The sequence below is a fragment of the Echinicola sediminis genome (assembly GCF_054777495.1).
Map to the genome: position 1 here is coordinate 43,483 of NZ_BAAHAP010000024.1, position 25,770 is coordinate 69,252.

Here is a 25,770-nt window from a genome sequence, read left to right on the forward strand (position 1 = left end):
TTTGATGATAGATTAGTGCTGGCTTTCGGGGATTGCCATAAGGAACGGAAAAGGTCTTGTGCTGATTTCCCGTAAGCCACACTGATTTTTTGTCTTGGGTAAGGGCAAACCGTAGATGAGGTGTCTTAAATCTGTAGAGTTGAGACAATCAGCTACTTATGTTCGTCATTAATAGAAAAAAACAATGAAAACGACTAACTTTAGAAAAATCAAAGCAATGATTGAGGTGATGGGGAAATATGGTATTTCTCCGATCTCCAAGGTGAAGAAATCAGATTTTGTCAAGGACATGGGCTTTGACAAAGTGTATCTGGGCGGCTTGATCTACGATGTGGAAGACGCTCTGAACGTGCAGCTCAAGGAAGAAGAGGTGGATTTAATCAATTGCCCTTCTGAGTTGATCAGTTACATGGTGGAATATCGAAACTAATGCCTGCAGTGTAGCATTTTTATCCATCGAGAGTATGAAAAAAATAATAAAAGTTCATCCTCATTTTGAGCACCTTCGGGAGTACATCAAGGAGATACCTGAAAAGTTCAACGATAGGGGAGAACTGATTTATGATTTACGGAATCACGTCAGGGTTGATGAGGTAGAAGGGGTTAAGATCGTTATCAAATCATTTCGTAAAATCTACCTGGCAAATAAATTCATCTATGCATTTTTTCGTCCCACAAAAGCAAGTAGGGCCTATGAGTATGCGTTGATATTAAAGGAAAAGGGAATTCAAACCCCTCAGCCTATAGCTTATATTGACTGTATGCAAAATGGGATGTTGAAATCGGGGTATTTTGTGGCTTTATTCACGGATTACCGGCCTCTTTCATCTTTCAATTTTGAGGATCAAATGATGACAAAGCAGCTCCTTGACAATCTGTCCCGTTTTACCTACAAATTGCACCGGGAAGGTATTTATCATGAAGATTATACTTTGGACAATATTCTCTTTTTGGAAAATAAAGAAGGATATGATTTTGCGCTGATAGATAACAATCGCATGAAGCTCATTCCTGTGAACGAAAAAATGGCTGCAAAAAACCTCGGCAGGTTGGGACTGGCTCCTGAGATGATGACTTACCTGATTCGAAAGTATGCAGAATTAGGAAATGTTGATTTGTTAAAAGAGCTGAAGCTTTATTACGATTATAAGTATGAAAGCAGTGTAAGGGCCAAGTTGAAGGCCAGGCTTAAGCGATATAAAAACTGGATCAATTTTACAATGAGGCCGGTCAAGCACCAATAGGGACTGATCCTATAAAGGGTAGTCCGGATTGTCGGGATACGGAAAATGACCGCTGAAGTAATAAGGTCACTATAAATGAAAACTGGACCCTGGTCCCCTATGCCGATGGCGGTGTGAAGTAGCCATGGTGCTTTAGGAGAAAAGGGTCCAGTTTTAATTAGAGGACTAACATGTCCGCTATTTTTTTTGGGGGGAGGATTTAGCGAATAGGAACTGTTTTGACCGTGCCGTTCCAGCCACTTATTTCAATCAATGCACCCGTATTTGATAGTTGATTATTTTCCAGTAAAATGGTTTTTTCTTCTCCAGGGACAATGGAAATATAGTTGTCACTAAAGAAAGTAGGTAATAATCTTTCCTTGGTTTTGGCATCGATCAAAGAAACACGGTTAAAGAAAGAAACCGGATTACCGGAATTGTTGCTGATATTCAGCTTGATTTTATTTTCAGAAACTTTGGTAGCAGTAGCCGTGACTTCCGCTTCCTTGAGGCTTTGTAATCCCGAATAGTTTCCTTCGGCATCAGGTAGCCAGTAAAAGTTATCACTTACCAATTCCTTGTTTACATTCAGCAGTTGAACAGAAAGGAACATCCCATTATCGGCACTCAATTCAGCAATTCTTTTTTGAAGGGATAAAATCAGCCGGATGCTGCTGGGTTCAATATAGGTGAATACCTGAGTGAGGTTTTTGCTGTTTCCATCCATATCATAGGCCGTGACCCGTAGCATGAGGTCATGTTGCTGTTCAAAGGTGTTGTTAGCGATCATGATGTTGCCTTCTACGGGGTCATACATGGCATGAACTGCTTCACTGCCGGTGCGTAGGCCATATAGGCAGGCGTTGGGATCCAGGTAATAGTCATACATTTGTCCCCTCAATGCCGTCCAGGGGTTTTGGGTTTTCCAGATGATCACTCCGGTATACCAGTCCCACATGTGGGAGGAGAACCCTTCGATCAAGCCCCTGTACTGGTTATAATTTACCAATTGGGCTTTGTTTGCAAAGTCTTCCATGTCTTTAGGGGATCCATAGGGTTCCATGGAATTGGCATAATCGATGTATTTATGGTAACTCCATACTTCATCCTTTACCTTTTCGGTCTCTTCCAGTTCTACCGGAATCACTTGGTTTTCTTCGGGCAAAAACCGCTTAAGGGAAACGGCATCTCCTGTACCCACAGACCCTACCTCAGAATTGAATGGCCACGTTCGCTCCGCCCAGAATGTGGAAATATCCTGTATTCCATAGGGGCCGTCTCCGTTTCCTCCGAGAAAGTTATAGGACATTTCATCGGAGTTCGAATAGTCAATAAACCAGCGGGTGCCATCGTGTTTCGGTAAGATGACATTCTTAATGGCATGAAGGATGTCGGCTGGAGGAGTGATTTCATTGCCTCCGCACCACATCGCCAAAGAGGGGTGGTTGCGCAGCATTTTTACCACATCTTCCGCTGATTCGATAAATAGGTTGTGATCATCGGGATATTGTCTTCTGGTCCATTGATCCTCTTTTTTATAAGGATCCAACCATCGGCCATTGCAGTCCCCTGAAATCCAGAAATCCTGGATCACCAATAGTCCGTACCTGTCACATGCTTGGTAGAATTCCGGTCGCTCCGGAAGAGCACCACCCCAGATACGTACCAAATTTAGGTTCATGTCCCGGTGAAAGCGTATTTCGGCATCATAACGTTCATCAGAGAACCTCAACATTGCGTCTGAAATGATCCAGTTGCCTCCTTTGATAAATATTTTTTGCCCGTTGACTGAAATCTGTTTACTTCTGGTATGTTCATTCCACTCGGTTTGAATTTCACGGACACCAAAAGTGACATGCTCATTATCGGAAACTTTGCCATCTTCGATGAACTGGATATCCATGTCATATAGGTGCTGTTCTCCATAACCGTTTGGCCACCATAGTTTGGGGTTTTCCAGCGTATAATCGGGCAAGCTCACTTCCTTGGTTTCATTAGGGGCAAGTGAGATTTTTTCGGTGATGGTTTTTCCTTTCAGTGTATATTGCACCGTGCCCGTCAAGGGAGTATTTTTTGTGTTTTGCAGCTCTGTGGATACTTTTATGGTGGCCGGTTCTTGCTGTTCCCCTGGAAGTCGTTTTCCTTTTACCAAGGTGACAATATGCGGGTTTTTGAGGTTAACTGATTGGGTCTTTTCGATAAAAACCTTGTCCCAGATCCCTGTATTCCTATCCCTTATGGGTTGGATCCAATCCCATCCGGCGGTGTATTGCAAGGCCACGCCTTTGGCAATGGTACCGTCACCACCTTGTCCTCCATTTGGGTTGCCGACATGATCGGCAGGGTGTACCAATACGGCCAGACGATTTTTTCCATCTTTGGCTAAAAGTTCAGTAATGTTGAACTGCTGGCGCAGATACATTCCTTTGATGGGCTGCTTGTTTACCTTTTGGCCATTGAGGAATACATCCACGCTATAATTGATGCCGCGAAAGGTGAGCCAAACCTGCTCACTGTTTTTGGCGGTTTCAGTAAACTCCTTTACAAACCAATAGGTGTAATATTCTCGGCCGGTATCGTAGATATCCTTGATTTTTTCATTGTTCATCCCATAAAATGGGTCGGGTACTTTCCCGTTGTTCAAAAGGGTGGTCAACACTGTACCCGGTACGGTGGCAGGCATCCAGTTCTTCAGTTGGAATTTGGTGGTGGAAATTTCTGTTCCGTTTGCCTCGGTCTCCAAAATAGGGTTGCAGAACCAGTCGCTGTCCAATTCATAGCGATTCTGGGCGGTAGCCATCTGAATGCAGCATAAAGAGAAGAGGCAGATTGCTAATAATAAATGATGAGTTTTCATAGGGTTGAGTTAGGGGTAAATGATTGATGTGTTATGTAAAAAAATCACAAAACACCCTTAAAGATAAATTAAAAAATTGATGTAGTTTGGGTTTTTGGAAAAATAAGGTTGTTTTTTAAGCCTATTTTATAAGTTTTTATGTTTAATTGTGGTCTGTGGGGTGTTTTTACGTCCGTTTATAAGGGTGGTTTTGTCATGGTGCTGTTGATAGGGTGAAAAAAAACTTGAAAAGTTAAAGATCAATGCTAATTTTCACTACATAGGGACAAAAAGACCTTTTGTTTTAAGAATACTGTTCGGGTTGATTTCACGGGAGTTTAAAGAATGGCTTGGCGTTATAAACTGTTTTTGCTGGAAAGTACAGTATTTCGACAAAAAATGCCTCTTTCTTTTCATCCGGCTTAAGATAAACAGAATTCATTCGAGCTTTTTATTGAAAAAATGTATCTTTCTTGATCGGTAGGTAGGCTTGAGGGTAAAGGGAGGCAATAACAACTACTTTTCGTCTATCTACCAATCAAGATTTTAGCACATGAATTGTACTGCATATTTTAATAAACTAATAATACCTTAAACTAAAATGACAAAACCTAAATTAACACGAAGAAAATTTATTGCCCAAACCTCCTTGGCTGCCATGGGGGTTTCTGCTATGGCCGGTTCCTCATTTGCTTTTTCCCCATCACGGGCTGATAAAGTACGACTAGGATTTATAGGGACAGGGAAACAGGGCTTTATATTATTGAATTTCCTGATGAAGTGTCCTGAAGCTGTGGTGACAGGCTGTTCAGATGTGGTGACGTTTAATAGGAATAAGTTTAAGGAAGATGCAGAGAAACTGAACAAAGAGAAGTTGGGTACTTCCCAAGAGGTGAAGATTCACAGCGATTTTAGGGACTTATTGGCACGTCCTGATATTGATGCGGTGGTTATCGCTACTCCGGACCATTGGCATGCTTTAATAGCCGTGGAGGCAGCTAAAGCAGGTAAGGATATTTATTGTGAGAAACCCTTGGCTGCTACGGTTGTGGAAGGAAGGGCCATGGTGGACGCTACACGTAAATACGACCGTGTTTTCCAGACCGGTAACATGCAACGATCCTGGAAAGAGTTCCGGCAGGCCTGCGAACTGGTTCGCAATGGCTATATAGGAGAAGTAAAGGAAATCAAGGTGAATATTGGCCGTCCTTCCCGTTTGTTTGATATAGAGGTTCAGGAGACCCCAGCAGGGATAGATTGGAACATGTGGGTAGGGCCTGCCGAGTACAGGGGCTATCATGAGAAACTGGCTCCGATGTACAAGGAGGGTGAAAATATGAGGTATCCTGATTGGAGAGAGTATAGGCCATATGGCGGAGGAGATATCACAGATTGGGGAGCCCATATGTTTGATATTGCCCAGTGGGGCATTGGTATGGACGGCTCAGCACCGGTGAAATACATTCCGCCGAAGGAGCCGGGAGCGGTATATGGAATGAAAATGATCTATGATAATGGCATTGTGATGACCCATGAAGACTGGGGAAAAGGAAATGCGGTGAGGTTCATTGGTACGAAGGGTACAGTGGATATCTCCAGAGGTTACCTGAAAACAAGTCCAGAATCCTTGGCGGAGATGAAAATCAAAGATTCAGATATCCGTTTGGAGTATAGCGATGATCATTATCAGAACTGGTTTGATGCCATAAAAGATAGAAAGAAACCCATATGCGATGTGGCTATCGGCCATAGTACCTCGGCCCTGTGCAATGTCGTCAATATAGCTTATCAGCTGGGAAGAGAGCTGGAATGGGATCCAAAAAAGGAAGTGTTTATCAATGATGATGACGCAAACAATTTGTTAGGCCGTCCCTATCGAGGAGGATGGAAGCTTGAGGTATAACATTGATCAGCTATTTTCACTGCGGGTTCAGCGTAGGTCTGACCTGCGGTGAAAAAATGCTTTCGTCCAGTGTTGTGCTAGGTGTACACAGGCGAAGTGAGCATGGTACATCTATGGCTTCGTTATATTGGGAAGAGAGTTTTTTTGTTCTGGTAGTTGCCCAACTTGTGCGGGACAAGCCTGCTTGTTTAACTGCTTAACTGAAAAATTACGTTTAATCTTTTGAAAACCATCAGCCGATAAAACAAAGAGGCGGCTATGAAAAGCATATCATTATCCTGTTAAATATTATATTGGTTACTTTTTGTGATTTTCCATAACTATTAATTAGCCCTTTCCTACTACTTTTAACCATGACCGTTTCAAAAACCGAACTGCCCCAAAATTCTGTTCTCGCAGGGATTTTATACGACTATACGGATAGTTTTGAGGGAGAGCTGGCTGATCCAGATCAAGTCATTACAAGTACTGATATTGGAAGAGCCTTTTTTACGAGCAGTCCCAAATGGGTTGATAAGCTGTTTGCGCTAAGAAATGGAATTGTAAGGATGTTCGGGCTGAAAACTTCCGGAGGCCAAGCAAACAGGCAGCAGGAAGTTGACGAATTTAAGTGTGAGGTAGGAGAGCAGCTCGGGCTCTTTAAAGTTTTCAGTAAAAGCCAAAATGAAGTGGTTTTGGGAGAAAACGACAAGCATTTGGACTTTCGTGTATCACTGTTTTGGGAGCCTGTTGTTACTGATCATCAAAAGAAAAGATTGATCATAAGCACGGCGGTAAAATTCAATAACTCTTTTGGGAGACTATATTTCTTGCCTGTCAGATCCCTTCCATAAAATGGTGGTCCCAAAAATGCTACAGGGAATAATACAAAACTTGGAAGCATAGAAAGGAGGAGTTTGCCACTTGCGCAATAAAATTCTTTAAAGTTAGCCTGCACTTAACTGTTTTAAGTTTAAGATAGGCTTGGGATCTTTGCTTTTACCCCCTTTATTCCCAAACTTTGCCCCTAATTAACCTTTTGACTATGCCCCGATATTTTGTGATTTATAAACCCTTTGGTATTCTCAGCCAGTTTAGCGGAGAGGCTGACACGCTGAAGGAAGTGGCCGACTTCCCTAAGGAAGTATATCCGGTGGGGAGGCTCGACAAGGACAGTGAGGGACTTTTGCTGATTACCGATGATAAGCCCTTGAACCATTACCTTTTGAATCCCCGTTTTGCGCATAAGCGGACCTATTTGGCCCAAGTGGAGGGAGTCCCGGATGAAGCGGCCATAAATAATTTGGAACAAGGGGTGGACATAAAGGTAGATGGCAAGGTGCACCACACCTTGCCTGCGAAGGCAGTGCTGAAAAAAAATGCCCCAATAATACCCGAAAGGAACCCTCCCATCCGTTATCGTAAGACCGTGCCCGATTCCTGGCTGGAGCTGACGCTTACAGAAGGAAAAAACAGGCAGGTCAGAAAGATGACCGCTGCAGTGGGATATCCCACTTTGAGGCTGGTGAGGTGGTCAATGGAAGGCTTGACCATTGGGGGCTTTGAAGTGGGCGAAGTCAGGGAGTATGAACAGGAAGAGCTTTACCGTCTCTTGAAGGTAGATAGAAAGCGCTTGGGAGAAAACAGGGACCATTCAGGTAAAAGGCAGGGCAAAGGTCATTTCAGGAAAAGACGTTAAGCATATCAACGGTCTTTTTGGGTATTGTTAAATTGTGTTAAATGCCAAATTATTCTAATTTAGGCTTCTTAATTTAGCAAGGACTCTTAATAGGATGATCAATGGACTGTTGTCAGTGGATTATCGACCGTCGACCGGGAACAGTAAACAGGTTCCCTTAGGTAATAAAGAATAACCAAATAACCAGTAACCAATTACGAATAACGAATAATCAACATAACAGATGCATCAGGAGAAGATTCAGGAAGCGATCAATGAAGTCAAGAAGGTAGTTGTAGGACAAGAGCGTATGGTCAACAGGCTTTTGATCGGGCTTTTTACGAACGGACACATTTTGCTGGAAGGTGTTCCGGGGCTTGCCAAGACCCTTACCGTAAACACTTTGGCGAAAGTCCTGCATTTGGATTTCAACAGGATACAGTTTACTCCGGATCTTTTGCCTTCCGACCTGATCGGTACGATGATCTATAATCAGCAAAATGGGGACTTTGAAGTAAAGAAAGGGCCGATCTTTTCGAACCTGATTTTGGCTGATGAGGTGAACCGGTCTCCCGCCAAGGTACAGTCTGCATTACTGGAGGCCATGCAGGAGAAGCAGGTAACGATCGGGGAAACTACTTTTCAGCTGGACAGGCCTTTCTTGGTATTGGCCACCCAAAACCCAGTGGATCAGGAGGGGACCTATCCTCTTCCCGAGGCCCAGGTGGACCGATTTATGATGAAGGTACATATCGACTATCCCGACAAGGCCTCAGAGATGGAAGTGATGCGCCGTATGGCCAATATGAGTTTTAAGTCTGATGTGCAGGCGATATTGTCCAAGGAGGACATCTTTGAAATCCGTAACAAGATCAACGAGGTGCAGATTTCGGAGCCTCTGGAGAACTATATCATTGAATTGGTATTTGCGACCCGTTTCCCGGAGCAGTATGGACTGAAGGAGGAGGCAAAGTACATTCAGTTCGGGGTATCTCCCCGGGCCAGCATCAATCTTAACCTTGCTTCAAGGGCGGTGGCCTTTATGGATGGCCGGGATTATGTACTCCCAGAAGACATCAAAGAGGTGGCAGAAGATGTGCTCAACCACCGTATAATCCTTAATTATGAGGCGGAAGCAGACAATATTGACACCCGGGACTTGATTCAAATTATCTTGGATAAGATCCCAATTAATAAATCCGTAACATTGAAATAATGCTTTATGAGCGTTTTGAGAAGCCTTTGAGAGATCAGGGGCTTTTTTTTGTGTTTCTTGTTAATTAAATATTAAAACAGCGGTTCTTTTTTAAAAAATACATAATTGGAAAAATTCCCGTGACAGGAAAAATTGATACAGTTTTGTGGAGCGAAAACAAAAAAAAGCAAACAAACTAAATCAATTTCATAGTCATGAAAAAACTCAATTTACTGTTCTTTTTGCTGATGGGTGCATCGGTAATCTTTACATCATGTGAGGATAATGATGAGCCAACTGTTGATCCTGGTAATGATGAGGAGAATGTAGTCAGCTCTAATATTAAGGAAAATGAGACCTGGGAATCAGGTGAGACATATATCCTTGCAGGAAGAATCGTGGTGGAAGCTGGAGCTACCCTGACCATTGAGCCAGGTGTAGTTGTAAAAGGTGAAGCAGGTTCTGGCGCAAACGCTACTGCTTTGATCATTGCAAGAGGCGCAAAATTGATGGCCGAAGGCACAGCGACTTCCCCAATTATCTTTACTTCTATTGCGGATGAAATCGAGCCAGGTCAAGTGGCCAGCCCTAACCTTGATCCTGAATTGGACGGTCTTTGGGGAGGTCTTATCGTGCTTGGAAAAGCTAAGGCATCTCTTCCTGGTGATGTTGCGGAAGCTCAGATCGAAGGTATTCCACCATCCGATTCTAACGGACTTTATGGAGGAAATGATGATGAAGACAACTCTGGTGTCTTGAAATATATCTCTATCCGTCATGGTGGAGCTAATATCGGAGAAGGTAACGAGATCAACGGTCTTACCTTGGGTGCTGTAGGATCAGCTACTGTAATTGAAAACATTGAGGTTGTTTCTAACCAAGATGATGGTATCGAGTGGTTCGGTGGAACTGTAAACGTGAAGAACGTAGTATTCTGGAATGTAAAAGACGATGCAGTTGATGCTGACCAAGCTTGGAACGGAACGCTGGACAACTTTATCATAGCACACTCTGAAAATACTGGTGACAACTGCTTTGAATTGGACGGTCCTGAAGGTTCTTACGAAAACGGAAACTATACCTTGATCAACGGTACTGTAATCGCTGGTGGTTCTGCTAAGTTGGTAGACAACGATAACAACACCAACGTGGATATGTCCAACATTTATTTCACTAACATCAGCACTCAGACGTTCGATCAAATGCCTGTAGATTTCACTTCTACACTGACTAACCTAGAAGTGACACTTCCTGAAGGTCTTGCTTTGACGGATGTATTCCTTGATGGTTCAGCTTTGAATGTAAATGTAGTAGCTGAAAATGAGAACACTGTAGGAGCTGACAAGACTGCCTTCGAAGGATGGTCTTGGACTTCAGTATCCGGAACACTTAATGCGCTTAAATAATTATCAATCACCTATATGAAGGGATCAATCCTGATCCCTTCTTCTTCACTTTTTCATCTTTATAATCGTTAGCTGTAAACAATAATAATAATGAAAAAAATTCTTGTAGCTGTTGCCCTAGTGGTGCTTGCTGCTCTACCAAATCTTGTATTTGCCCAGCAAGGGACAATTCGAGGGAGCATTATTGACGAAGGTTTAGGAGAACCTTTGATAGGGGTTTCTGTTTTGGTAAAAGAAACACAAACCGGTGCTGTTACGGACCTGGACGGAGAATTTGAAATCCAACTTGCTCCAGGAACTTATACTATCGTTGCTTCATTTATCTCATTCAACAAACTAGAAATCAGTGGTGTGGAGGTAAAGCCTGGTGAGGTGACATTGCTTAGTGACCTTAAAATGGCTGAAAGCACTGCTGAACTGGAATCAGTGGTGGTTACGGCTCAGGCTATCAGAACTACTGAAACCGCTTTGATGACCGTGAAAAGAAATGCTGCCAGCATGATTGACGGTATCTCTGCTTCTACTTTTAGAAAAATCGGCGACAGCGATGCTGCTTCTGCCATCAAAAGGGTAACGGGTGTTTCCATCGAAGGTGGAAAATACGTATACATCCGAGGTTTGGGAGACCGCTATACCAAAACGGTATTGAACGGTGTGGACATCCCTGGCCTGGATCCGGACAGAAACTCTATCCAGATGGATATTTTTCCAACCAACGTGGTTGATAATATTATCGTATCCAAGTCATTTACCAGTAACCTGCCAGCAGACTTTACCGGAGGTGTAGTGGATATAGAAACCAAGGATTTTCCTGAAGAAAAGACATTTAAAGTAAGTGTGAGCGGTGGTTATAACCCATCTATGCACTTTAATAGCAGCTATTTAAGAACAAACGGAAGCTCTACCGACTTTTTGGGCTTTGATAATGGCTACAGAGACATCCCTACGGGAGGAAGCAATAATTTCCCTCAATATGCCCACGTAGTAGGCAATCCCGACGGTGAAAAAGGACAGCAATACCAGTCCATCCTTAGAAGGTTTAACCCTACCATGGGAGGTTACAGAGATGGAAGCCTGATGGATATGAGTGTAGGACTTTCTTTTGGTAACCAAGTGTCAGTGGGAGATAACAAGCTAGGATACAACTTGGCCCTGACCTATAGCAATGAGACTTCTTTCTACCAAGATGCGGAGTATAACCTTTACGGTAAGCCAAGTAATGAAGGAGAATATGAGTTGACTCCTTTGGAAAAGCAAATGGGAGATTACGGGGTGAACAACGTACTCCTCGGTGGTCTGGCAGGAGTTGCCTTTAAAACAGGACTTTCCAAGTACAAGCTTAATGTTCTTCGTCTACAAAATGGAGAGTCTAAGGTAGGTGAATTCGGTTTTGAGAGCAATAACGTAGGAACTGAATTCGGAGCACACCAATACAATGTGGAGTACAGCCAAAGAGCCTTGACCAATATCCTTTTGAGTGGTGAGCACAAGTTAGGAGCGACCAACGATTGGGAATTGGGATGGAAAGTTTCTCCTACCCGTTCTACTATAGACGATCCAGATGTAAGATTTGTAAGATTCAGAAATACCAATAACGCTATTTCTACAGAAGTGGGCTTGCCACAAAGAATCTGGAGATCCCTGGATGAGGATAACCTTGTCGGAAAAGTGGATGTGACGAAGAACTTCACTTTCAATGATAAAATGGCCAAATTTGGATTTGGAACCAGCTATGCTTACAAGGAAAGAGACTTCTTGATCCAAAGCTTTATGTTTGAGGTAGGGGATACCAAATTTACAGGAAACCCTAATGAGATCTTCCAGGAAGAAAACCTGTTCTCAGGTGATAATATCAACGGAGTTCGTTACAGCCCATTGTTTATCCCAAACAACCCTAACGAATACAATGCCAGCGTCAACAACTTAGGGGTATACGTCAATGCAGAGGCGAATCCTTTTGAAAAGCTTAAGGCGGTAATTGGGGTAAGAATGGAGAAATATCAGCAATTCTATACAGGAAGTAACCAGGACAGAAGCATTGTATTCAACAATGAAAAGGTAATGGATGACCTGGATCTGTTCCCGACTTTGAACCTGATCTATTCAGTGGCTGAAACACAAAACTTGAGATTCTCTTACTCCAAAACCATTGCAAGGCCTTCCTTTAAGGAACTATCCTTTGCGGAGATCCTTGACCCGATTACCGGTAGGACTTTTATCGGTGGTCTTTTTGAGGAGAGAACCAATGGAGGTTCTGAAATCCTATGGGACGGTAACCTACAGGCAACCAGAATCAACAACTTTGATGCGAGATGGGAAGTGTTTCCTAAGCGTGGAGAGATCTTCTCTGTCAGCGCCTTCTATAAGATGTTCTCTAATCCGATCGAAATGGTACAGTTCCTTTCTGATCCGGGAGCATTCCAGCCAAGAAACGTGGGTGACGGTAGTGTGGCAGGTCTAGAGCTAGAGTTCAGAAAGTCTTTGGACGTAATCACGCCAGCAGCTGAAAAATTCTTCTTCAATGCCAATGTGACGTTGGCGAAGTCTAAGATTGAGATGTCAGCTTCTGAACTGAAATCAAGACAGCTTTCTGCAAGAGAAGGTGAAGAGGTTTCTTCTACCAGAGATATGGCAGGACAGGCTCCTTATATTGTGAACACCGGCTTGGCTTATGAAGACTGGGAAAAAGGATGGGAAGCAGGTGTCTATTATAACGTTCAAGGTGCTACCTTGTCTTATATTGGATTCGGAAATAGAACGGATACTTACACGGTACCTTTCCACAGCCTTAACCTGAATGTCAACAAGTCTTTTGGTGCCAATGAAAGGTTCAACGCAGGGGTAAAAGTGTCCAACTTGTTGAACGATAAAAAAGAGGAAGTATTTAGGTCTTATAATGCACAGGATCAGATCTTCACCAGCTTAACTCCAGGAACAAAAGTAAGTGTGAAATTTGCTTACTCATTCTAAGAGTGCATTCATGAGTTAGTAATTAACCTTTATAAATATAGAAACGCGGGCAGCAATGTCCGCGTTTTTTTTGTGGAGGTACTTCAATGATATTTGGGAATGGAGAGCTTGGTGGACCCCTTTGGGATCAAACAATATTTCTGGAGATACTGATAAATCAAGCTTAAATTCCATCTATCCATATCAGGATAAGGTTAGTTTAAACCACCGACCTGCCTCGCCAGTCAGCCGGGGAAAATAGGATGCACACAGATTTATAATGAACACAAAGCCTTATCTGTGTTTATCTTTATCCATCTGTAGTCAATAAAATAAAGGACAATACGATTATCCGTAATTACACCATTAAATTTATTTCTCACGGAATCCACAGAATTACACGGAATTAAAAATCTTTTCTGCGGGTTTCTGTGAGAGATGGTTTGCTAATTTAGAGCTACTGGTGTCTTTGCGGATATACATAAAGGACAATAAAGAAAGCATATCAAATATTTTGCCTCCCCAACTTTTACGCTTGATCCCTTCTTTGATTAAAGGAGTACAAGGATACTCAATTTCTAAATAAAGATGAGGGGAATTTTTCTGCCCAGATTGATGGACCTATTTATTTTTGCTAATTTAATTGACGGTTATCCAGATTCCTTTTATGACTTTATTACTGCTTTATCTTTTCTTAGCCATTGGCATTTCATTCCTTTGTTCTGCTTTGGAGGCTGCATTATTAAGTGTGACGCCATCTTACATTGCTTCGCAACAGGAAAAAGGAAAAGGCTATGCCACACAGCTGATGCATTTGAAGGAAAATATCAACCAGCCATTGGCAGCGATCCTTTCCTTCAATACCATTGCCCATACCGTGGGAGCGGCAGGGGTAGGAGCCCAAGCAGTAGAGGTATTTGGACAGCAGTATTTTGGATGGATATCGGCTGGCCTTACCATCGCCATATTGATTTTTTCGGAAATCATTCCCAAGTCCATTGGTGCCAACTATTGGAAGGAGATGGCTCCGTACATAGGGGCGGTGCTTAGGTTGATGATTTATGGCCTTTACCCTTTGGTAAAAGTGTCGGAATTTTTGACCAAATTTTTCAAAACAGAGGAGCAGCATACGATGAGCAGGGAAGAGCTGGCGGCCATGGCGACCATTGCTACCAAGGAGGGGGTCTTCCATGAAGGGGAATCCAAGATCATCCAAAACCTGATCCGGTTCCGCTCCATCACTGTGGCCAATGTGATGACTCCCAGGACGGTGACGGTAGCACTAGAGGAAAACGAAACGGTCCAGGATTTTTATTCCAAAAAAGACTCCAGAAGGTTTTCAAGGTTTCCTGTTTTCAGCGGAACCATCGATCATATTACGGGTTATATTCTAAAGTACGATGTCCTTGCGGAAATGGCCGAGGATCACTTTGAGAAAAAACTGGCAGAACTGAAAAGGGAAATTGCCATTGTTTACGAACATTATCCAATACCATCAGTTTTGGAAATGATGCTAAACAAGCGGGAACATATTGCGCTGGTGGTGGATAAGTATGGCGGGATGTCGGGAATCGTGACGATGGAGGATATTTTGGAAACACTGCTCGGACTGGAAATCCAGGATGAAAGTGATGAGGAGAAAGACATGCAGGTACTTGCCAGAAACAAGTGGGAGGAAAGGGCAAAAAAAATGGGCCTGATTTTCGATAGGCCCGGCGAAAATATTGATTGAAAAAGAGATAAGTGATGGTTTTTTTTCATAATTGTTGAAAATTTGAATTAGCTTAAAACGGCAAAAAAGGTGTTTTTTTATGGAGCAAAAATATCCCAGTAGTGTAATACTGGCAGCTAAACTGATAATACTGTTTTTGACAGTAGCATTGGCATACTTCCTCAAAAGTGTTTTGGTCCCCCTGATGTTTGCGGTGATTATTTCCATCATGCTTTACCCTTTATGTGATTTAATGGAAAGGATCAAACTCCCCAGAGCTGCTGCTTCCATTATTTCGGTCATCATAGCTTCGCTGGTGCTTTCGGGCCTGATGTATTTTATCGTCCACCAAGTGATCGTGATCGGAAAAGATGGTCAGGACATCGCCAATAATTTTGGGAGGATATACGATAGTATCCAAAAGTGGTTTGAGGCCACATTTAACCTGGAGCCAGGTGAACTGACCAGTAGAATAAGAGAAGAGGCCCATAGTTCATTGTCCAGTGTGGGGAGTTACCTGACCACGGTCTTCAGTTCGGCAGGGGGAACCTTGGCCAATGCCGTTTTGGTACCGCTTTATACTTTCTTCTTACTTTATTATAGGGATTTCTTCAAGGATTTTCTCATCCAGGCCATAAAGGGCGTCCCTGCTGAGAAAGTCATGTTCACCATCAACAAAATCTATCATGTGATCCAAAGTTATTTGTTGGGACTGGTAACCGTTATGGGGATTGTGGCCATCCTCAATACCATTGGACTGCTAATCATGGGCTTGGAATATGCTTGGTTTTTTGGGACTTTGGCGGCCATTCTTATCCTGATTCCTTACATTGGGGTGGCCATTGGTTCTATCATTCCGGCCTTGTTCGCATTGGCTACCATGGACAGCTATTGGTATGCTTTGGGCGTGATCGGCTGGTTTCAAGTGGTACAGTTTCTGGAAGGTAATTTTATTACCCCCAATATTGTTGGGGGAAGGGTAAGTCTAAATCCTTTGGTGGCAATTATATCCTTGCTGTTGGGAGGCATGCTATTTGGACTTGCTGGCTTGATTTTAGCTATTCCCATGGTCGCGGTGATCAAGGTGGTATTTGAAATGACGGATTCCACTCAGCCGTTCAGCTTCCTGATCGGTGAGCCAGCGGAGGAGCATCTCCAGAGAAGTTCGCAGGAGTATTTGAGTGAAAAACACAAGCTGGACAAAAAAGAAAGTGAATCAACCGATTAATTCCATAAAACTATGAAAAGTCTACTACGCATTATTTTTGCTGTTTTATTGCCTCCCCTAGGGGTGTTTTTTACTGTTGGTTTGGGGAAATCATTTTGGATCAATGTACTACTGACTTTACTAGGCTTTATTCCAGGGATTGTTCATGCGGTATGGGTGATTGCCAAAAACAGTGAAAAGTAGCCGGCAAAAGAAGCTGTGCTTAAATAAATTGAACTAAAGTACTATGATGCTGAATAGAAAGCGGCTGGCGCACATTGTTTTTGAATCCGACGATGTCGCTTCCAAGCGATTTGATGTGGTTTTGTTGATCGCTATTTTGGGTAGTGTAATCGTCGCGGTTTTGGATTCAGTGAGGCATTTGCGCGAAGCCTATGGGAATCTTTTTTACCTGTTGGAATGGGGATTTACCATTCTCTTTACTATTGAGTATTTGTTACGTGTTTGGTTGAGCCGGAGGACCCTGGGCTATGTTTTTAGTTTTTATGGTTTGGTGGATTTGCTGGCAATATTGCCTACCTACATCAGTTTGGTCGTGGCCAACAGTCACTTCTTTGCAGTAGTGAGGGCCTTGAGGTTTCTTAGGGTGCTGAGGGTCTTGAAACTGGGCCGTTATATGCGGGAAGCACAAGTCCTGACAGAGGCCCTTTACAACAGCCGCTTGAAAATACAGGTGTTTTTAGGTTCGGTGATCACCATCATTCTGGTAATGGGGACGGTCATGTTTTTTATTGAAGGGCCCGAAAGCGGCTTTACCAGCATCCCCATGTCTATGTATTGGGCAGTGGTGACCTTGACCACGGTGGGCTATGGGGATATTTCCCCAGCAACTCCAGTTGGGCAGCTGATGGCTTCTTTGATCATGTTACTGGGATATGCCATTATTGCTGTGCCTACAGGAATCGTCACTTCAGAGATCAATGCTTCCAATAACCGTAGAAGAAAGGACTTACGGGCCTGCCATACCTGCCATGCCGTCGGGCATGATGAGGATGCTTATCACTGCAAATATTGTGGGACAAGATTGTAGGTCGTCAAGAATACCCAGGGACTTCACTGAACTAAGAGCATATTAGCTAAATTCACCGCTTTGAAAAATAAGGTCATGATGTTTAATAAAAAGCAGGTCAAGCGGATCATTGAGAAAATTATCCTGGTTTTAAGCTTTACCGGATTTGCCCTGGCAATTTATGAGGAGGGATTCAAGGAGCAGTTTTTGGATTCAGAGGTGTTTTATTTTGCTTTGAAGGTTATGCTGTCCCTGATCTGGGCAGGTTATGTGGTACTTTATCTCATGGCAAAAGTCAGTAAGTCGCTGAATAAAAGGCGGCTTTCGGAGCTGGTAGCTATTTTAGTGATCAGCATAGTTTTGCTTTTTATTTTTACAGATTATACCATGCCTGGACTCTCGGTATTGTCAACGGTGGCATCAGACCGGGTGTTGGTCGACCTGCTGATAGGAGTGGTATTTCTTATTGAACTTTCCAAAATCAGCCTGGGAATAGACCAGCTTCGGTTAAATCCTCCCTTGATCTTTATTTTGAGTTTTTTGGTCTTGATCTTAATTGGGACGGTATTGCTTTTACTGCCAAACGCCACCACTGGATCGATCGATCTAATTGATGCCCTGTTCACCGCTACCAGTGCCGTCTGTGTTACGGGCCTGATTGTTTTGGACACCGCAAAGGACTTCACCCTTTTTGGCCAGCTGATCATCATGTTGTTGTTTCAGTTGGGTGGCTTGGGGATGATGACCTTTACCAGTTTTTTTGGCTTCTTTTTTAAAGGAAGTTTTAGCGTTCAAAATCAATTGTTTTTGAGGGATTTTATCAATGAGGAGAGCTTTGGGGAAATTTTTGCCACTCTGATGAAGGTCGTCTTATTCACTTTTTTGGTGGAAGCGGTCGGAGCGATTCTTATATTTATGTCCTTGGATGAGGGGCTTTTCCAAGGGCTGGGAGAAATGGTGTTCTTTGCTGTTTTTCACAGTATCTCCGGGTTTTGCAATGCAGGATTCAGTATTCTCAGCGAGGGCTTGTACCAGGAGGGCTTTAGGGATAATTATAACATGCATTTGGTTATTGCTGCATCCATTGTTTTGGGGGGGATCGGTTTTCCTGTTGTCCTCAATTATTATGGTTATTTCAAACATGTGGTCAAAGGGCTTTATCGAAAGTTCTTTTTCAATGAAAGTTACCGTTACAGACCCAGAGTGGTAAATATTGGTACCCGTTTGGTAATGCTGACCACGGGTGCTTTGATCGTGCTGGGCTTTGTAGGCTTTTGGATACTTGAGTCGGATCACACTTTAAGCGGTTTGAGTCCTTATGGAAAATTTGTTACGGCGGTTTTTGGTGCGGTGACACCAAGGACTGCCGGGTTCAATACGGTGGAAATGACAGCCATGTCAGCGCCGACGGTACTGATCTATCTCCTGTTGATGTGGATAGGGGCCTCCCCTGGCTCCACAGGAGGAGGATTGAAAACCAGTACCTTTGCGGTGGCCACGCTGAGTACCTTCAGCATCGCCAAGGGCAAGGACCGGGTGGAGGTCTTCAGAAGGGAAATATCTGTCAATACTTTAAAGAAGGCTTTTGCGGTAACCTTCCTGTCGTTTATGATGATCAGTGTGGCCGTTTTTGCTTTGAAGTTTTTTGACCGTCAGCTGCCCCTGATGAGTGTGCTTTTTGAAGCTTTTTCTGCATTTTCTACCGTGGGGTTGAGTTTAGGGATCACAGGTAGCTTAAGTTTCGGGAGCAAATTGGTGTTGATCTTGACGATGTTTGTGGGCAGGGTAGGGATTTTGACCATGTTGATAGCGCTAAGCAGGACGGTGAATAATTTGAGTTATCGATACCCTGAGGAAAATGTCTTTATCACCTAAAGCAGAGGTTCGGTCAAGGAACCATATGTCCAGTAGGTAATCCTACTATTAAAGGGGTCTGAAAGTAAAGGCCTGTTTGTAAATGACTTATTAACAAAGAATAAACAAGTGCCACATGAAATTTATAATCGTTGGAATGGGGAATTTTGGGGCCTATCTGGCTGCCAGGCTTACCGATAAGGGGCATGAGGTGATCGGTATAGACAGTGAAATGGCAAAGATAGAGGCTGTCAAGGAAAAGGTTACCCATACCATTTGTATGAATGCCACGGATCGGCATGCTGTTAAAAACCTTCCTATCAAGGAAACGGATGTCGTGCTGATCGCTATAGGGGAAGATTTGGGTGCCTCCATCATGGCTACGGCGGTGTTTAAGGAATTGAAAGCCAAGCGGATCATTAGCCGCTCGATCACCCATACCCATGAAACGGTCATCAAAGCAATAGGTGTCGATGAGATCATCCATCCGGAGGAGGAGACCGCCGAAAGGCTTGCCAAAAAACTGGAAATGAAGGGGGTGATAGATAGTTATGATCTTTCGGACGGATACAATATCGTGGAGGTTACCGCACCCGAGGAATTCGTCGGAAAGACCATCGGTGAAACGGATGTGAGAAACCGGTTTAATGTGAATATTCTGACCATCATCAAGATCAGAAATCGCCCCAACTTATTTGGTAATATGCAGGAACGGCAAAAAGTCCTAGGGGTGGTCAATGCCAAAACGATGATAGAAAGAAATGATATTTTGGTTCTATTTGGCGATATCGATGATATCCAGAAGATACTTGACCTTAATGAGGAATGAGGAAAAGCGGCAAGTACGAAGTATCATGTATTCAGTACAAATTAGGAAGCTCAATACTCATGACTCAAGACTGACTACAAAACGGCAATTGATCCGGATGGCAAATCCGGATCAATTGCCGTTGGAGGTATAGTGGCTTTTCTTTATTTCTTGATCAAAAACACCGTCAAGCTTCTCGGGCCGTGGGCCCCAATGACAAGCGATTGTTCGATATCGGCGGTTTTGGAAGGTCCTGCGATGAACACCCCGTAGCCTTCTTCATTGACCTGGACTTTTTCATAGGCCTGATGCATGTTGGTCAGCAGGGTTTCCTCTTTCAAAACGATGATCAGGTGTTGGGCAATAAAGGGGAGCACACGGTGGACAACATTGCCTTCTGGCATCCAGATGGCGCCATTTTCTGCTACTCCCATTACCCCGTTAAGTATGGCTAATTCCACATGTTCCAAATCGTGAGGATCGGAAATGGTATTGACATCCAGATTGCCGTTTACACCCTCCACCAGAGAGGCAATCAGTTGGTCCTTGGAGAAATTTTCCTTGATATAGGCTTCCACTGCCTCGATGGACTCGGCCACCTGTAGTTTGCCTCCATTTCCACTCAGTCCTTTTTCATACCTTTCGATCAAGTTCGACTCATCAGGAAAGCTGAGCAAATCCGGTAATGCTGTCTCAGCAGGTTTGTTTTGCTTGATGGCTGATAATATGGCTTCTTTGCTGCTCATTACTTTTTGTTTTTCTTGTACCACTCCTTGAAACTCTCCTTAGGTACTTCCGGCAAGTCCCGGTGTTTTCCCCAGACATTGATGCTGCTGTATACCAAACTGTCCGGTGTAATTTTTAAGGCTGTCCTGGCCACTTTTCCTGCCAGATCGTAAAGAACCGGTTTTCCAAAGGTAACTCCGGCCACTCTCATGCTCAGTTTCTTGCTGGCGTCAAAATCCGTGTTTTCGGTGATTACCTGTCGCCACTTGTACAGCTGTTCATGGATGTTGATCTTTACTGGGCAAACATCCGAACAGGAACCACATAGGGTGGAGGCAAAAGGTAGGGTGCTGTATTTTTTGAGGTCTTTGCCCGGTGAAAGGATGGAACCGATAGGCCCCGGAACGGTGGAATTATAGCTGTATCCCCCGCTTCTGCGATAGATCGGGCAGGTGTTCATACAGGCACCGCAGCGGATACATTTCAATGAGTTTTTGAAATCTTCCCTTCCCAGCTGTTCAGTACGTCCATTGTCCACCAGGATAATGTACATCTTTTTGCCTTTGGCCGGGCGGTGGAAGTGAGAGGAATAATTGGTGATGCTCTGTCCGGTGGCGCTTCTGGCAAGGAGTCTTAAGAAAACCCCCAGGTCGGCAGCCCTTGGAATCAGCTTCTCTATTCCCATGCAGGCAATATGGATGTCCGCGAGGTGGGTGCCCATATCGGCATTGCCCTCATTGGTGCAGACCACAAATCCTCCTGTCTCTGCAATGCCAAAGTTCACCCCTGTAATGGCCGCATTGGCTTCCACAAATTTCTTTCTGAGGTGTTGCCTGGCCGCCTCGGTCAGGTATTTGGGGTCACTGGCCCCTTTGTCCGTGCCGATATGCTCATGGAAGATCTCTCCGATATCCTGTTTTTTCAGGTGGATGGCCGGCAATACAATGTGGCTGGGGGCCTGCTTGGCAAACTGGATAATGCGTTCGCCCAAATCGGTATCCACCACATCGTAACCTTTATCCTCCAAGTAATGGTTCAGGCCACATTCTTCGGTGAGGATGGATTTACTTTTGACAATATTGTTGACCTTGTTTTCCTGAAGGATCCGGTAGACATGTTCATTGTGTTCTTGGGCGTCTTTGGCCCAAAGTACTTCTACCCCGTTTGCCTTGGCGTTGGCTTCAAACTGCTCCAAGAGTTCTCCAAGGTGGGAGAGAACGTAGTTTTTTGTGGCCGAGGCAGTATCCCTCAAGGTTTCCCATTCGGGGATCCCCTGAGCGGAAAGGTCCCGCTTTTGGCGGACATGCCAAAGGGTTTCGTCATGCCAATGGGTCCTTGCGTCGTCTTTTATAAATTCTGCCGCCGCTTCGGCGTGGGTATGTGTTTTCATGGTTTTTCTGCTTAGCTGATCCATTCCCCTGATACATGGTGACCAAAGATGGGCCTGGCTCAATACTCCGTACTCAATACTAAAGACTCAATACGCTATACTTTATTTCCATTAAGGATTTCGGCGATGTGCATTACCTTGATGGGGCTTTTTTGCCGTTTTAACAAACCGCTTAAATGCATAAGACAGGACATATCGGCTCCAGTCAATACTTCCACTCCGTTTCGCTGATGATCCGCTATTCGGTCATTGCCCATGGTGATGGAGACTGCTTCTTCTGCTATCGCAAAGGTACCGCCAAAACCACAGCATTCGTCTTTCCTGTCCAGCTCTACCATTTGGATGTCCTTTACTTTTTCAAGCAATGAAAGGGGCTTATTGAATTCGGGATCCATCCTTTCAGAACATTTGGCCAGCCTAAGCCCACGAAGGCCGTGGCAGCTGGAATGAAAGCCGACCTTATGGGGAAAACTGGAACTTACCTGCTCCACCTTTAGGACATCGGTGAGGAATTCACATAGTTCATAAATCTTGGGAGCCCCTTGGCTTTCCGGGATGACATGTTCTTTCACATGTAAGGTGCAGCTCCCCGAAGGAGCGACGATATACTGGAATTCACCGAAGTTCTTAAGAAAGAGATCCGACGATTCTTTTCCAAACCGCTCGTATCCCGAATTGGCCATAGGCTGGCCACAGCAGGTCTGGGAGGTCGGGTAGATTACTTCCACGCCGTATTTTTCCAACAGCTCCAAAGTAGCCTTGCCTACTTCCGGATAAAACTGATCTACATAACAAGGTATAAAGAGTCCAACTCGCATAGTTCTATTGTTCAAAACCCCAATATATGGCTAACTTATCTATTATTCATCCTGCACCATACTGTTTGGGGCAAAGAGGTGGTAAAACCCTTCCTGAAGTCAACAAAGCAGGCTTTCCTACAAGCAGGCCTATGTGGTGACTAAGGCCGGCCTCCTTGTCGTAAAGCAGGCCTGCCTGCCGTAGGCAGGAAAGTAAAGTACAGCCTTGCATAATGAAAGGGGTATATTTCCATTTGGAAGTTAATATCACACTTCCCAATCAACAGATAAAGTTACTTCAAATAAACCCACAATTTCAATTTTAAGCTTTATGAATATTAGGCATTTCTTTGCAGCTTTTTTCATTTTATTGGCTCCGGCAGGCCTGTTGTTTGGCCAGGGGCAAATGTCGAATCTAACCAAAGAAGGTAATACTTATATCCTTACCAATGGTGAAAAGACTTTAAAGTTACAGTTCCACTCTCCAGAGGTTTTCCGGGCAAGGACTTCCTTTGACGTGCATTTTCGGGAGGATTTTTCCTATATGCTGAAACAGCAGGACTTTGATTTGATTGCTGTAAAAACAACTGAAGAGGAAGAAAATTACCTCTTTCAAACCAGCAGGATGGAAGTGAAAGTGGACCGGGCGTCCCTGAAGCTATCCGTTTATGATAGGGAAGGTAACCTGGTTTCCGGCGAGCAGCTGGAGGATGGTGAGGGAGGAGCCTTTAATAAGGGAAAAACCGTGGGAGCAGTAAAGAGCCTGACTCCTGATGAGCATTTTTTCGGTTTTGGGGAACGAATGGATTTTATAGACAGAAGAGGAAAGAAGGTGGCCCTGAATGTGGGGAGAGGGCTTGGACGTCCACATATCATTGGGGCCTATAATGTGCTGGAGGCGAATTATGCGCCGGTTCCGTTTTTTATGAGTACCAAAGGCTATGGGATTTTCTTTCACAATTCATTCGCAACACATTGGGACCTCGGTTCCAGCAGCAATGAGCACTTGAGTTTTGAAGCAGAAGGGGGAGAACTGGACTATTTCTTTATGTATGGACCGGATTTTTCTAAGCTGCTGTACCACTATACCGGGCTAACAGGCAGGTCGCCGCTTTTGCCGCGCTTTGCACATGGACTTCATGTGGGGACCTATAGCGGAGGAACATGGGGGCATGAGGAAATGACCTCAACCCATTATGTGGTGGAATTGGCCAGAAAGTATAGGGAAAAGGGGATTCCATTTGACCTATTGCACTTGGACTCCACCTGGAGGATGTTCGGTAAAAACGGCGGCAGCGGGGCGACCTCTTTTGAATGGAGGGAAACCTTTAAAGATCCGAAAAGCATGTTTGACAGTCTGTATGCCATGGATGTCAATATGGTAGGGCTGCATGTCCGTCCAAGGTTTGACAATGGGAATTATTTGAACCTTTTGGACCAGGCTAGGGAAAAAGGGCATGTGTACCCGGAAGAGAATGGTCCAGGTGAGTTTGTGAACGTATTCGACCAGGATGCGGTCGATTGGTGGTGGGAAAATGGCGTGATGAGGATTGCTGAGATCGGTGCCATGTTCTTAAAAACAGATGAGGGCAGTGCTTTTGGCCGCAAGGCAAATGAAAGCAATAAGACAGGACCTACCACAGAAGAAGCCAGAAGGCTGCACAATGTCTTTCCGATTGCTTATGCCAAAGCTCCCTATGAGAAATTTAAGGAGCATAATGGTATGCGAGGGATCAACCATACCAGGGAAGGGTATGCCGGCATCCAGCGCTATCCCTTTGTCTGGGCGGGAGACTGGCCCAGTGAATGGCAGTATTATGCCCCAGTGGTAAAGGCCGGAATCAATATGGGCCTGTCCGGTGTAGGCTATTGGTCACACAATATGGGAGGTTTTGAGCACCTGGCTGATCCTGAGCTGTTCTCCCGATGGGTACAGTTTGGGATGTTCAGTCCAGTAGCCCATGTGTTTGGCATGGACCATCCCGGATACAAGGAACCTTGGAATTATGGGGAGGAAGCAGAGATGATTTTTACAAAGTATGATAAGCTACGCTACCGGCTGATTCCTTATATCTATGGTACAGCATTTCAACAATACAAAACAGGTAAGCCTATCATGAGGGGCTTGGTATTGGAACATCAAGAGGATTACAATACCTATAACGTGGATGATCAGTATTACTTTGGAGACCAGATGATGGTTTGTCCTGTACTGACCAAGGATGCACAGACCAGAACAGTTTATTTGCCGGAGGGGACCTGGTTTGATTACTGGGACGGTACCCGGTATGAAGGAAAAGCGTATTATAACATCGTCTGCCCGATGGAAAAGTTGCCGATCTTTGTCAAGGCCGGTGCTATCATTCCCATGCAGGATGAGGTGGAATATGATAATAAAACCCCATACGGTGCCATCACCTTTGAGATTTTTCCGGGAGACTCATCATCGTACCAACTTTTTGAGGATGATGGAATTTCAGAAGAATATATGGAAGGGGGGTATAGCGAAACTCAGGTGACCTTAGAAGGTGCTGGTGAGGGGATTAATATTAATATAGAGAAGGCCAAAGGGGATTATAAACCGGTGGAAAGAAGTTATATTATAAAAGTCCATGTAGATAAACGGCCGAATACTGTTGGGCTAGCTGGCAAGACTTTAGGCGAAATAGAAACCGGTCAGGTAGTGAAAGGAGAAACTGGATGGAGTTATGATGCCGACCAAAAAATTCTTTGGGCCGCTGCCACGAAGAAAGCAGATGGAAAGGTACAGTTCAAGATCCAATAGATGGATAAGAGCAAAATAGCTTACATGAACGGCTTCATCAGCACACAACAGGACAGTATTTCGGTATAAAAAAAATAAATTCGCTATCATATACTTCAAACCTGCAATCAAAAAAATCAATCATAATGAGCACAGCAGAACGTACATTTAAGCATGTAAACTACCTATGGGACGAGCAGAAAGCCCAGGAACTGGAGGGGGATGAGGTAGCCCTTTTGATCTATCGGTCAAACATCCTTGGATCCGATCTAAGGATCACCAATTACGGCGGTGGAAATACCAGCTGTAAGACC

20 protein-coding genes are annotated in these 25,770 nt (G+C 44.1%); 15 read left to right on the forward strand and 5 right to left on the reverse strand.

The window, feature by feature from the left end; genetic code table 11:
- The first annotated feature begins 184 nt into the window (after window positions 1–184).
- A complete protein-coding gene (locus tag ACYVAA_RS08520) occupies window positions 185–430 on the forward strand; it encodes a hypothetical protein (protein ID WP_460540513.1) in 246 nt (81 codons plus the stop codon).
- Between the two features lie 34 nt (window positions 431–464).
- Window positions 465–1,244, forward strand: coding sequence for a protein kinase family protein (locus tag ACYVAA_RS08525; RefSeq protein WP_460540515.1), 780 nt, complete (start codon window positions 465–467; stop codon window positions 1,242–1,244).
- Between the two features lie 199 nt (window positions 1,245–1,443).
- Here the strand turns inward: ACYVAA_RS08525 and ACYVAA_RS08530 are convergent, their stop codons facing one another.
- Entirely contained in the window at window positions 1,444–4,080 is a 2,637-nt protein-coding gene (locus tag ACYVAA_RS08530) for a glycoside hydrolase family 2 protein (protein WP_460540517.1), read from the reverse strand.
- Between the two features lie 580 nt (window positions 4,081–4,660).
- On the opposite strand from ACYVAA_RS08530, the gene ACYVAA_RS08535 reads away from it, so the two are divergent.
- The 12 genes from ACYVAA_RS08535 to ACYVAA_RS08590 all read left to right on the forward strand — a co-directional run bounded on the left by ACYVAA_RS08535 (window position 4,661) and on the right by ACYVAA_RS08590 (window position 19,800).
- Window positions 4,661–5,962, forward strand: a complete 1,302-nt coding sequence (locus tag ACYVAA_RS08535) for a Gfo/Idh/MocA family protein (protein ID WP_460540519.1) — start codon at window positions 4,661–4,663, stop codon at window positions 5,960–5,962.
- A 353-nt stretch (window positions 5,963–6,315) separates the two neighbouring features.
- Complete coding sequence (locus ACYVAA_RS08540) at window positions 6,316–6,795, forward strand: DUF2867 domain-containing protein (protein WP_460540521.1); 480 nt, start codon at window positions 6,316–6,318, stop codon at window positions 6,793–6,795.
- Window positions 6,796–6,986: 191 nt separating this feature from the next.
- A complete protein-coding gene (locus tag ACYVAA_RS08545) occupies window positions 6,987–7,640 on the forward strand; it encodes a pseudouridine synthase family protein (RefSeq protein WP_460540523.1) in 654 nt (217 codons plus the stop codon).
- A gap of 223 nt (window positions 7,641–7,863) precedes the next feature.
- Window positions 7,864–8,835, forward strand: coding sequence for an AAA family ATPase (locus tag ACYVAA_RS08550; RefSeq protein ID WP_460540526.1), 972 nt, complete (start codon window positions 7,864–7,866; stop codon window positions 8,833–8,835).
- A gap of 194 nt (window positions 8,836–9,029) precedes the next feature.
- Entirely contained in the window at window positions 9,030–10,220 is a 1,191-nt protein-coding gene (locus tag ACYVAA_RS08555; RefSeq protein ID WP_460540528.1) for a hypothetical protein, read from the forward strand.
- 90 nt (window positions 10,221–10,310) lie between these two features.
- Entirely contained in the window at window positions 10,311–13,190 is a 2,880-nt protein-coding gene (locus ACYVAA_RS08560; RefSeq protein WP_460540531.1) for a TonB-dependent receptor, read from the forward strand.
- Window positions 13,191–13,836: 646 nt separating this feature from the next.
- Entirely contained in the window at window positions 13,837–14,901 is a 1,065-nt protein-coding gene (locus ACYVAA_RS08565) for a hemolysin family protein (protein WP_460540533.1), read from the forward strand.
- Window positions 14,902–14,980: 79 nt separating this feature from the next.
- Window positions 14,981–16,108 carry an AI-2E family transporter gene (locus ACYVAA_RS08570; protein WP_460540535.1) on the forward strand — a complete coding sequence of 376 codons (1,128 nt, stop codon included), beginning with the start codon at window positions 14,981–14,983 and terminating at the stop codon, window positions 16,106–16,108.
- A gap of 12 nt (window positions 16,109–16,120) precedes the next feature.
- Window positions 16,121–16,291: a YqaE/Pmp3 family membrane protein gene (locus ACYVAA_RS08575; protein WP_460540537.1), complete on the forward strand. Its 171-nt coding sequence runs from the start codon at window positions 16,121–16,123 to the stop codon at window positions 16,289–16,291.
- 43 nt (window positions 16,292–16,334) lie between these two features.
- Window positions 16,335–17,138 (forward strand): ion transporter, encoded by an 804-nt coding sequence (locus ACYVAA_RS08580; RefSeq protein ID WP_460540539.1) that lies wholly within the window; start codon window positions 16,335–16,337, stop codon window positions 17,136–17,138.
- 75 nt (window positions 17,139–17,213) lie between these two features.
- A complete protein-coding gene (locus ACYVAA_RS08585) occupies window positions 17,214–18,992 on the forward strand; it encodes a TrkH family potassium uptake protein (protein ID WP_460540541.1) in 1,779 nt (592 codons plus the stop codon).
- A gap of 115 nt (window positions 18,993–19,107) precedes the next feature.
- A complete protein-coding gene (locus ACYVAA_RS08590) occupies window positions 19,108–19,800 on the forward strand; it encodes a potassium channel family protein (protein ID WP_460540543.1) in 693 nt (230 codons plus the stop codon).
- 143 nt (window positions 19,801–19,943) lie between these two features.
- Here ACYVAA_RS08590 and ACYVAA_RS08595 read toward each other — a convergent pair whose 3' ends face one another.
- The 4 genes from ACYVAA_RS08595 to ACYVAA_RS08610 form a co-directional block, all read right to left on the reverse strand.
- Window positions 19,944–20,525: a LutC/YkgG family protein gene (locus tag ACYVAA_RS08595; protein WP_460540545.1), complete on the reverse strand. Its 582-nt coding sequence runs from the start codon at window positions 20,523–20,525 to the stop codon at window positions 19,944–19,946.
- The gene (locus ACYVAA_RS08600) at window positions 20,525–21,895 is read right to left on the reverse strand and encodes a lactate utilization protein B (protein WP_460540547.1); all 1,371 of its coding nucleotides are present in this window, start codon (window positions 21,893–21,895) and stop codon (window positions 20,525–20,527) included. The genes ACYVAA_RS08595 and ACYVAA_RS08600 overlap by 1 nt, the downstream gene beginning before the upstream one ends.
- A gap of 95 nt (window positions 21,896–21,990) precedes the next feature.
- On the reverse strand, window positions 21,991–22,713 hold the full coding sequence (locus ACYVAA_RS08605; protein ID WP_460540549.1) for a (Fe-S)-binding protein: 723 nt from the start codon (window positions 22,711–22,713) through the stop codon (window positions 21,991–21,993).
- 46 nt (window positions 22,714–22,759) lie between these two features.
- Entirely contained in the window at window positions 22,760–22,924 is a 165-nt protein-coding gene (locus ACYVAA_RS08610) for a hypothetical protein (RefSeq protein WP_460540551.1), read from the reverse strand.
- Between the two features lie 99 nt (window positions 22,925–23,023).
- Between ACYVAA_RS08610 and ACYVAA_RS08615 the strand changes: the two genes are divergently transcribed.
- Window positions 23,024–25,477 (forward strand): glycoside hydrolase family 31 protein, encoded by a 2,454-nt coding sequence (locus tag ACYVAA_RS08615; RefSeq protein ID WP_460540553.1) that lies wholly within the window; start codon window positions 23,024–23,026, stop codon window positions 25,475–25,477.
- The last annotated feature ends 293 nt before the right edge of the window (window positions 25,478–25,770 follow it).

Excerpts from the sequence above, each read along its gene's own strand:
- ACYVAA_RS08575 (WP_460540537.1), top strand. The coding sequence starts at position 16,121 with ATGAAAAGTCTACTACGCATTATTTTTGCTGTTTTATTGCCTCCCCTA.
- ACYVAA_RS08615 (WP_460540553.1), top strand. The coding sequence starts at position 23,024 with ATGAATATTAGGCATTTCTTTGCAGCTTTTTTCATTTTATTGGCTCCG.
- ACYVAA_RS08535 (WP_460540519.1), top strand. The coding sequence starts at position 4,661 with ATGACAAAACCTAAATTAACACGAAGAAAATTTATTGCCCAAACCTCC.
- ACYVAA_RS08520 (WP_460540513.1), top strand. The coding sequence starts at position 185 with ATGAAAACGACTAACTTTAGAAAAATCAAAGCAATGATTGAGGTGATG.
- ACYVAA_RS08530 (WP_460540517.1), bottom strand. The coding sequence starts at position 4,080 with ATGAAAACTCATCATTTATTATTAGCAATCTGCCTCTTCTCTTTATGC.
- ACYVAA_RS08545 (WP_460540523.1), top strand. The coding sequence starts at position 6,987 with ATGCCCCGATATTTTGTGATTTATAAACCCTTTGGTATTCTCAGCCAG.
- ACYVAA_RS08555 (WP_460540528.1), top strand. The coding sequence starts at position 9,030 with ATGAAAAAACTCAATTTACTGTTCTTTTTGCTGATGGGTGCATCGGTA.
- ACYVAA_RS08550 (WP_460540526.1), top strand. The coding sequence starts at position 7,864 with ATGCATCAGGAGAAGATTCAGGAAGCGATCAATGAAGTCAAGAAGGTA.
- ACYVAA_RS08595 (WP_460540545.1), bottom strand. The coding sequence starts at position 20,525 with ATGAGCAGCAAAGAAGCCATATTATCAGCCATCAAGCAAAACAAACCT.
- ACYVAA_RS08610 (WP_460540551.1), bottom strand. The coding sequence starts at position 22,924 with ATGCAAGGCTGTACTTTACTTTCCTGCCTACGGCAGGCAGGCCTGCTT.
- ACYVAA_RS08525 (WP_460540515.1), top strand. The coding sequence starts at position 465 with ATGAAAAAAATAATAAAAGTTCATCCTCATTTTGAGCACCTTCGGGAG.
- ACYVAA_RS08590 (WP_460540543.1), top strand. The coding sequence starts at position 19,108 with ATGAAATTTATAATCGTTGGAATGGGGAATTTTGGGGCCTATCTGGCT.
- ACYVAA_RS08605 (WP_460540549.1), bottom strand. The coding sequence starts at position 22,713 with ATGCGAGTTGGACTCTTTATACCTTGTTATGTAGATCAGTTTTATCCG.
- ACYVAA_RS08580 (WP_460540539.1), top strand. The coding sequence starts at position 16,335 with ATGATGCTGAATAGAAAGCGGCTGGCGCACATTGTTTTTGAATCCGAC.
- ACYVAA_RS08600 (WP_460540547.1), bottom strand. The coding sequence starts at position 21,895 with ATGAAAACACATACCCACGCCGAAGCGGCGGCAGAATTTATAAAAGAC.
- ACYVAA_RS08570 (WP_460540535.1), top strand. The coding sequence starts at position 14,981 with ATGGAGCAAAAATATCCCAGTAGTGTAATACTGGCAGCTAAACTGATA.
- ACYVAA_RS08540 (WP_460540521.1), top strand. The coding sequence starts at position 6,316 with ATGACCGTTTCAAAAACCGAACTGCCCCAAAATTCTGTTCTCGCAGGG.
- ACYVAA_RS08585 (WP_460540541.1), top strand. The coding sequence starts at position 17,214 with ATGATGTTTAATAAAAAGCAGGTCAAGCGGATCATTGAGAAAATTATC.
- ACYVAA_RS08565 (WP_460540533.1), top strand. The coding sequence starts at position 13,837 with ATGACTTTATTACTGCTTTATCTTTTCTTAGCCATTGGCATTTCATTC.
- ACYVAA_RS08560 (WP_460540531.1), top strand. The coding sequence starts at position 10,311 with ATGAAAAAAATTCTTGTAGCTGTTGCCCTAGTGGTGCTTGCTGCTCTA.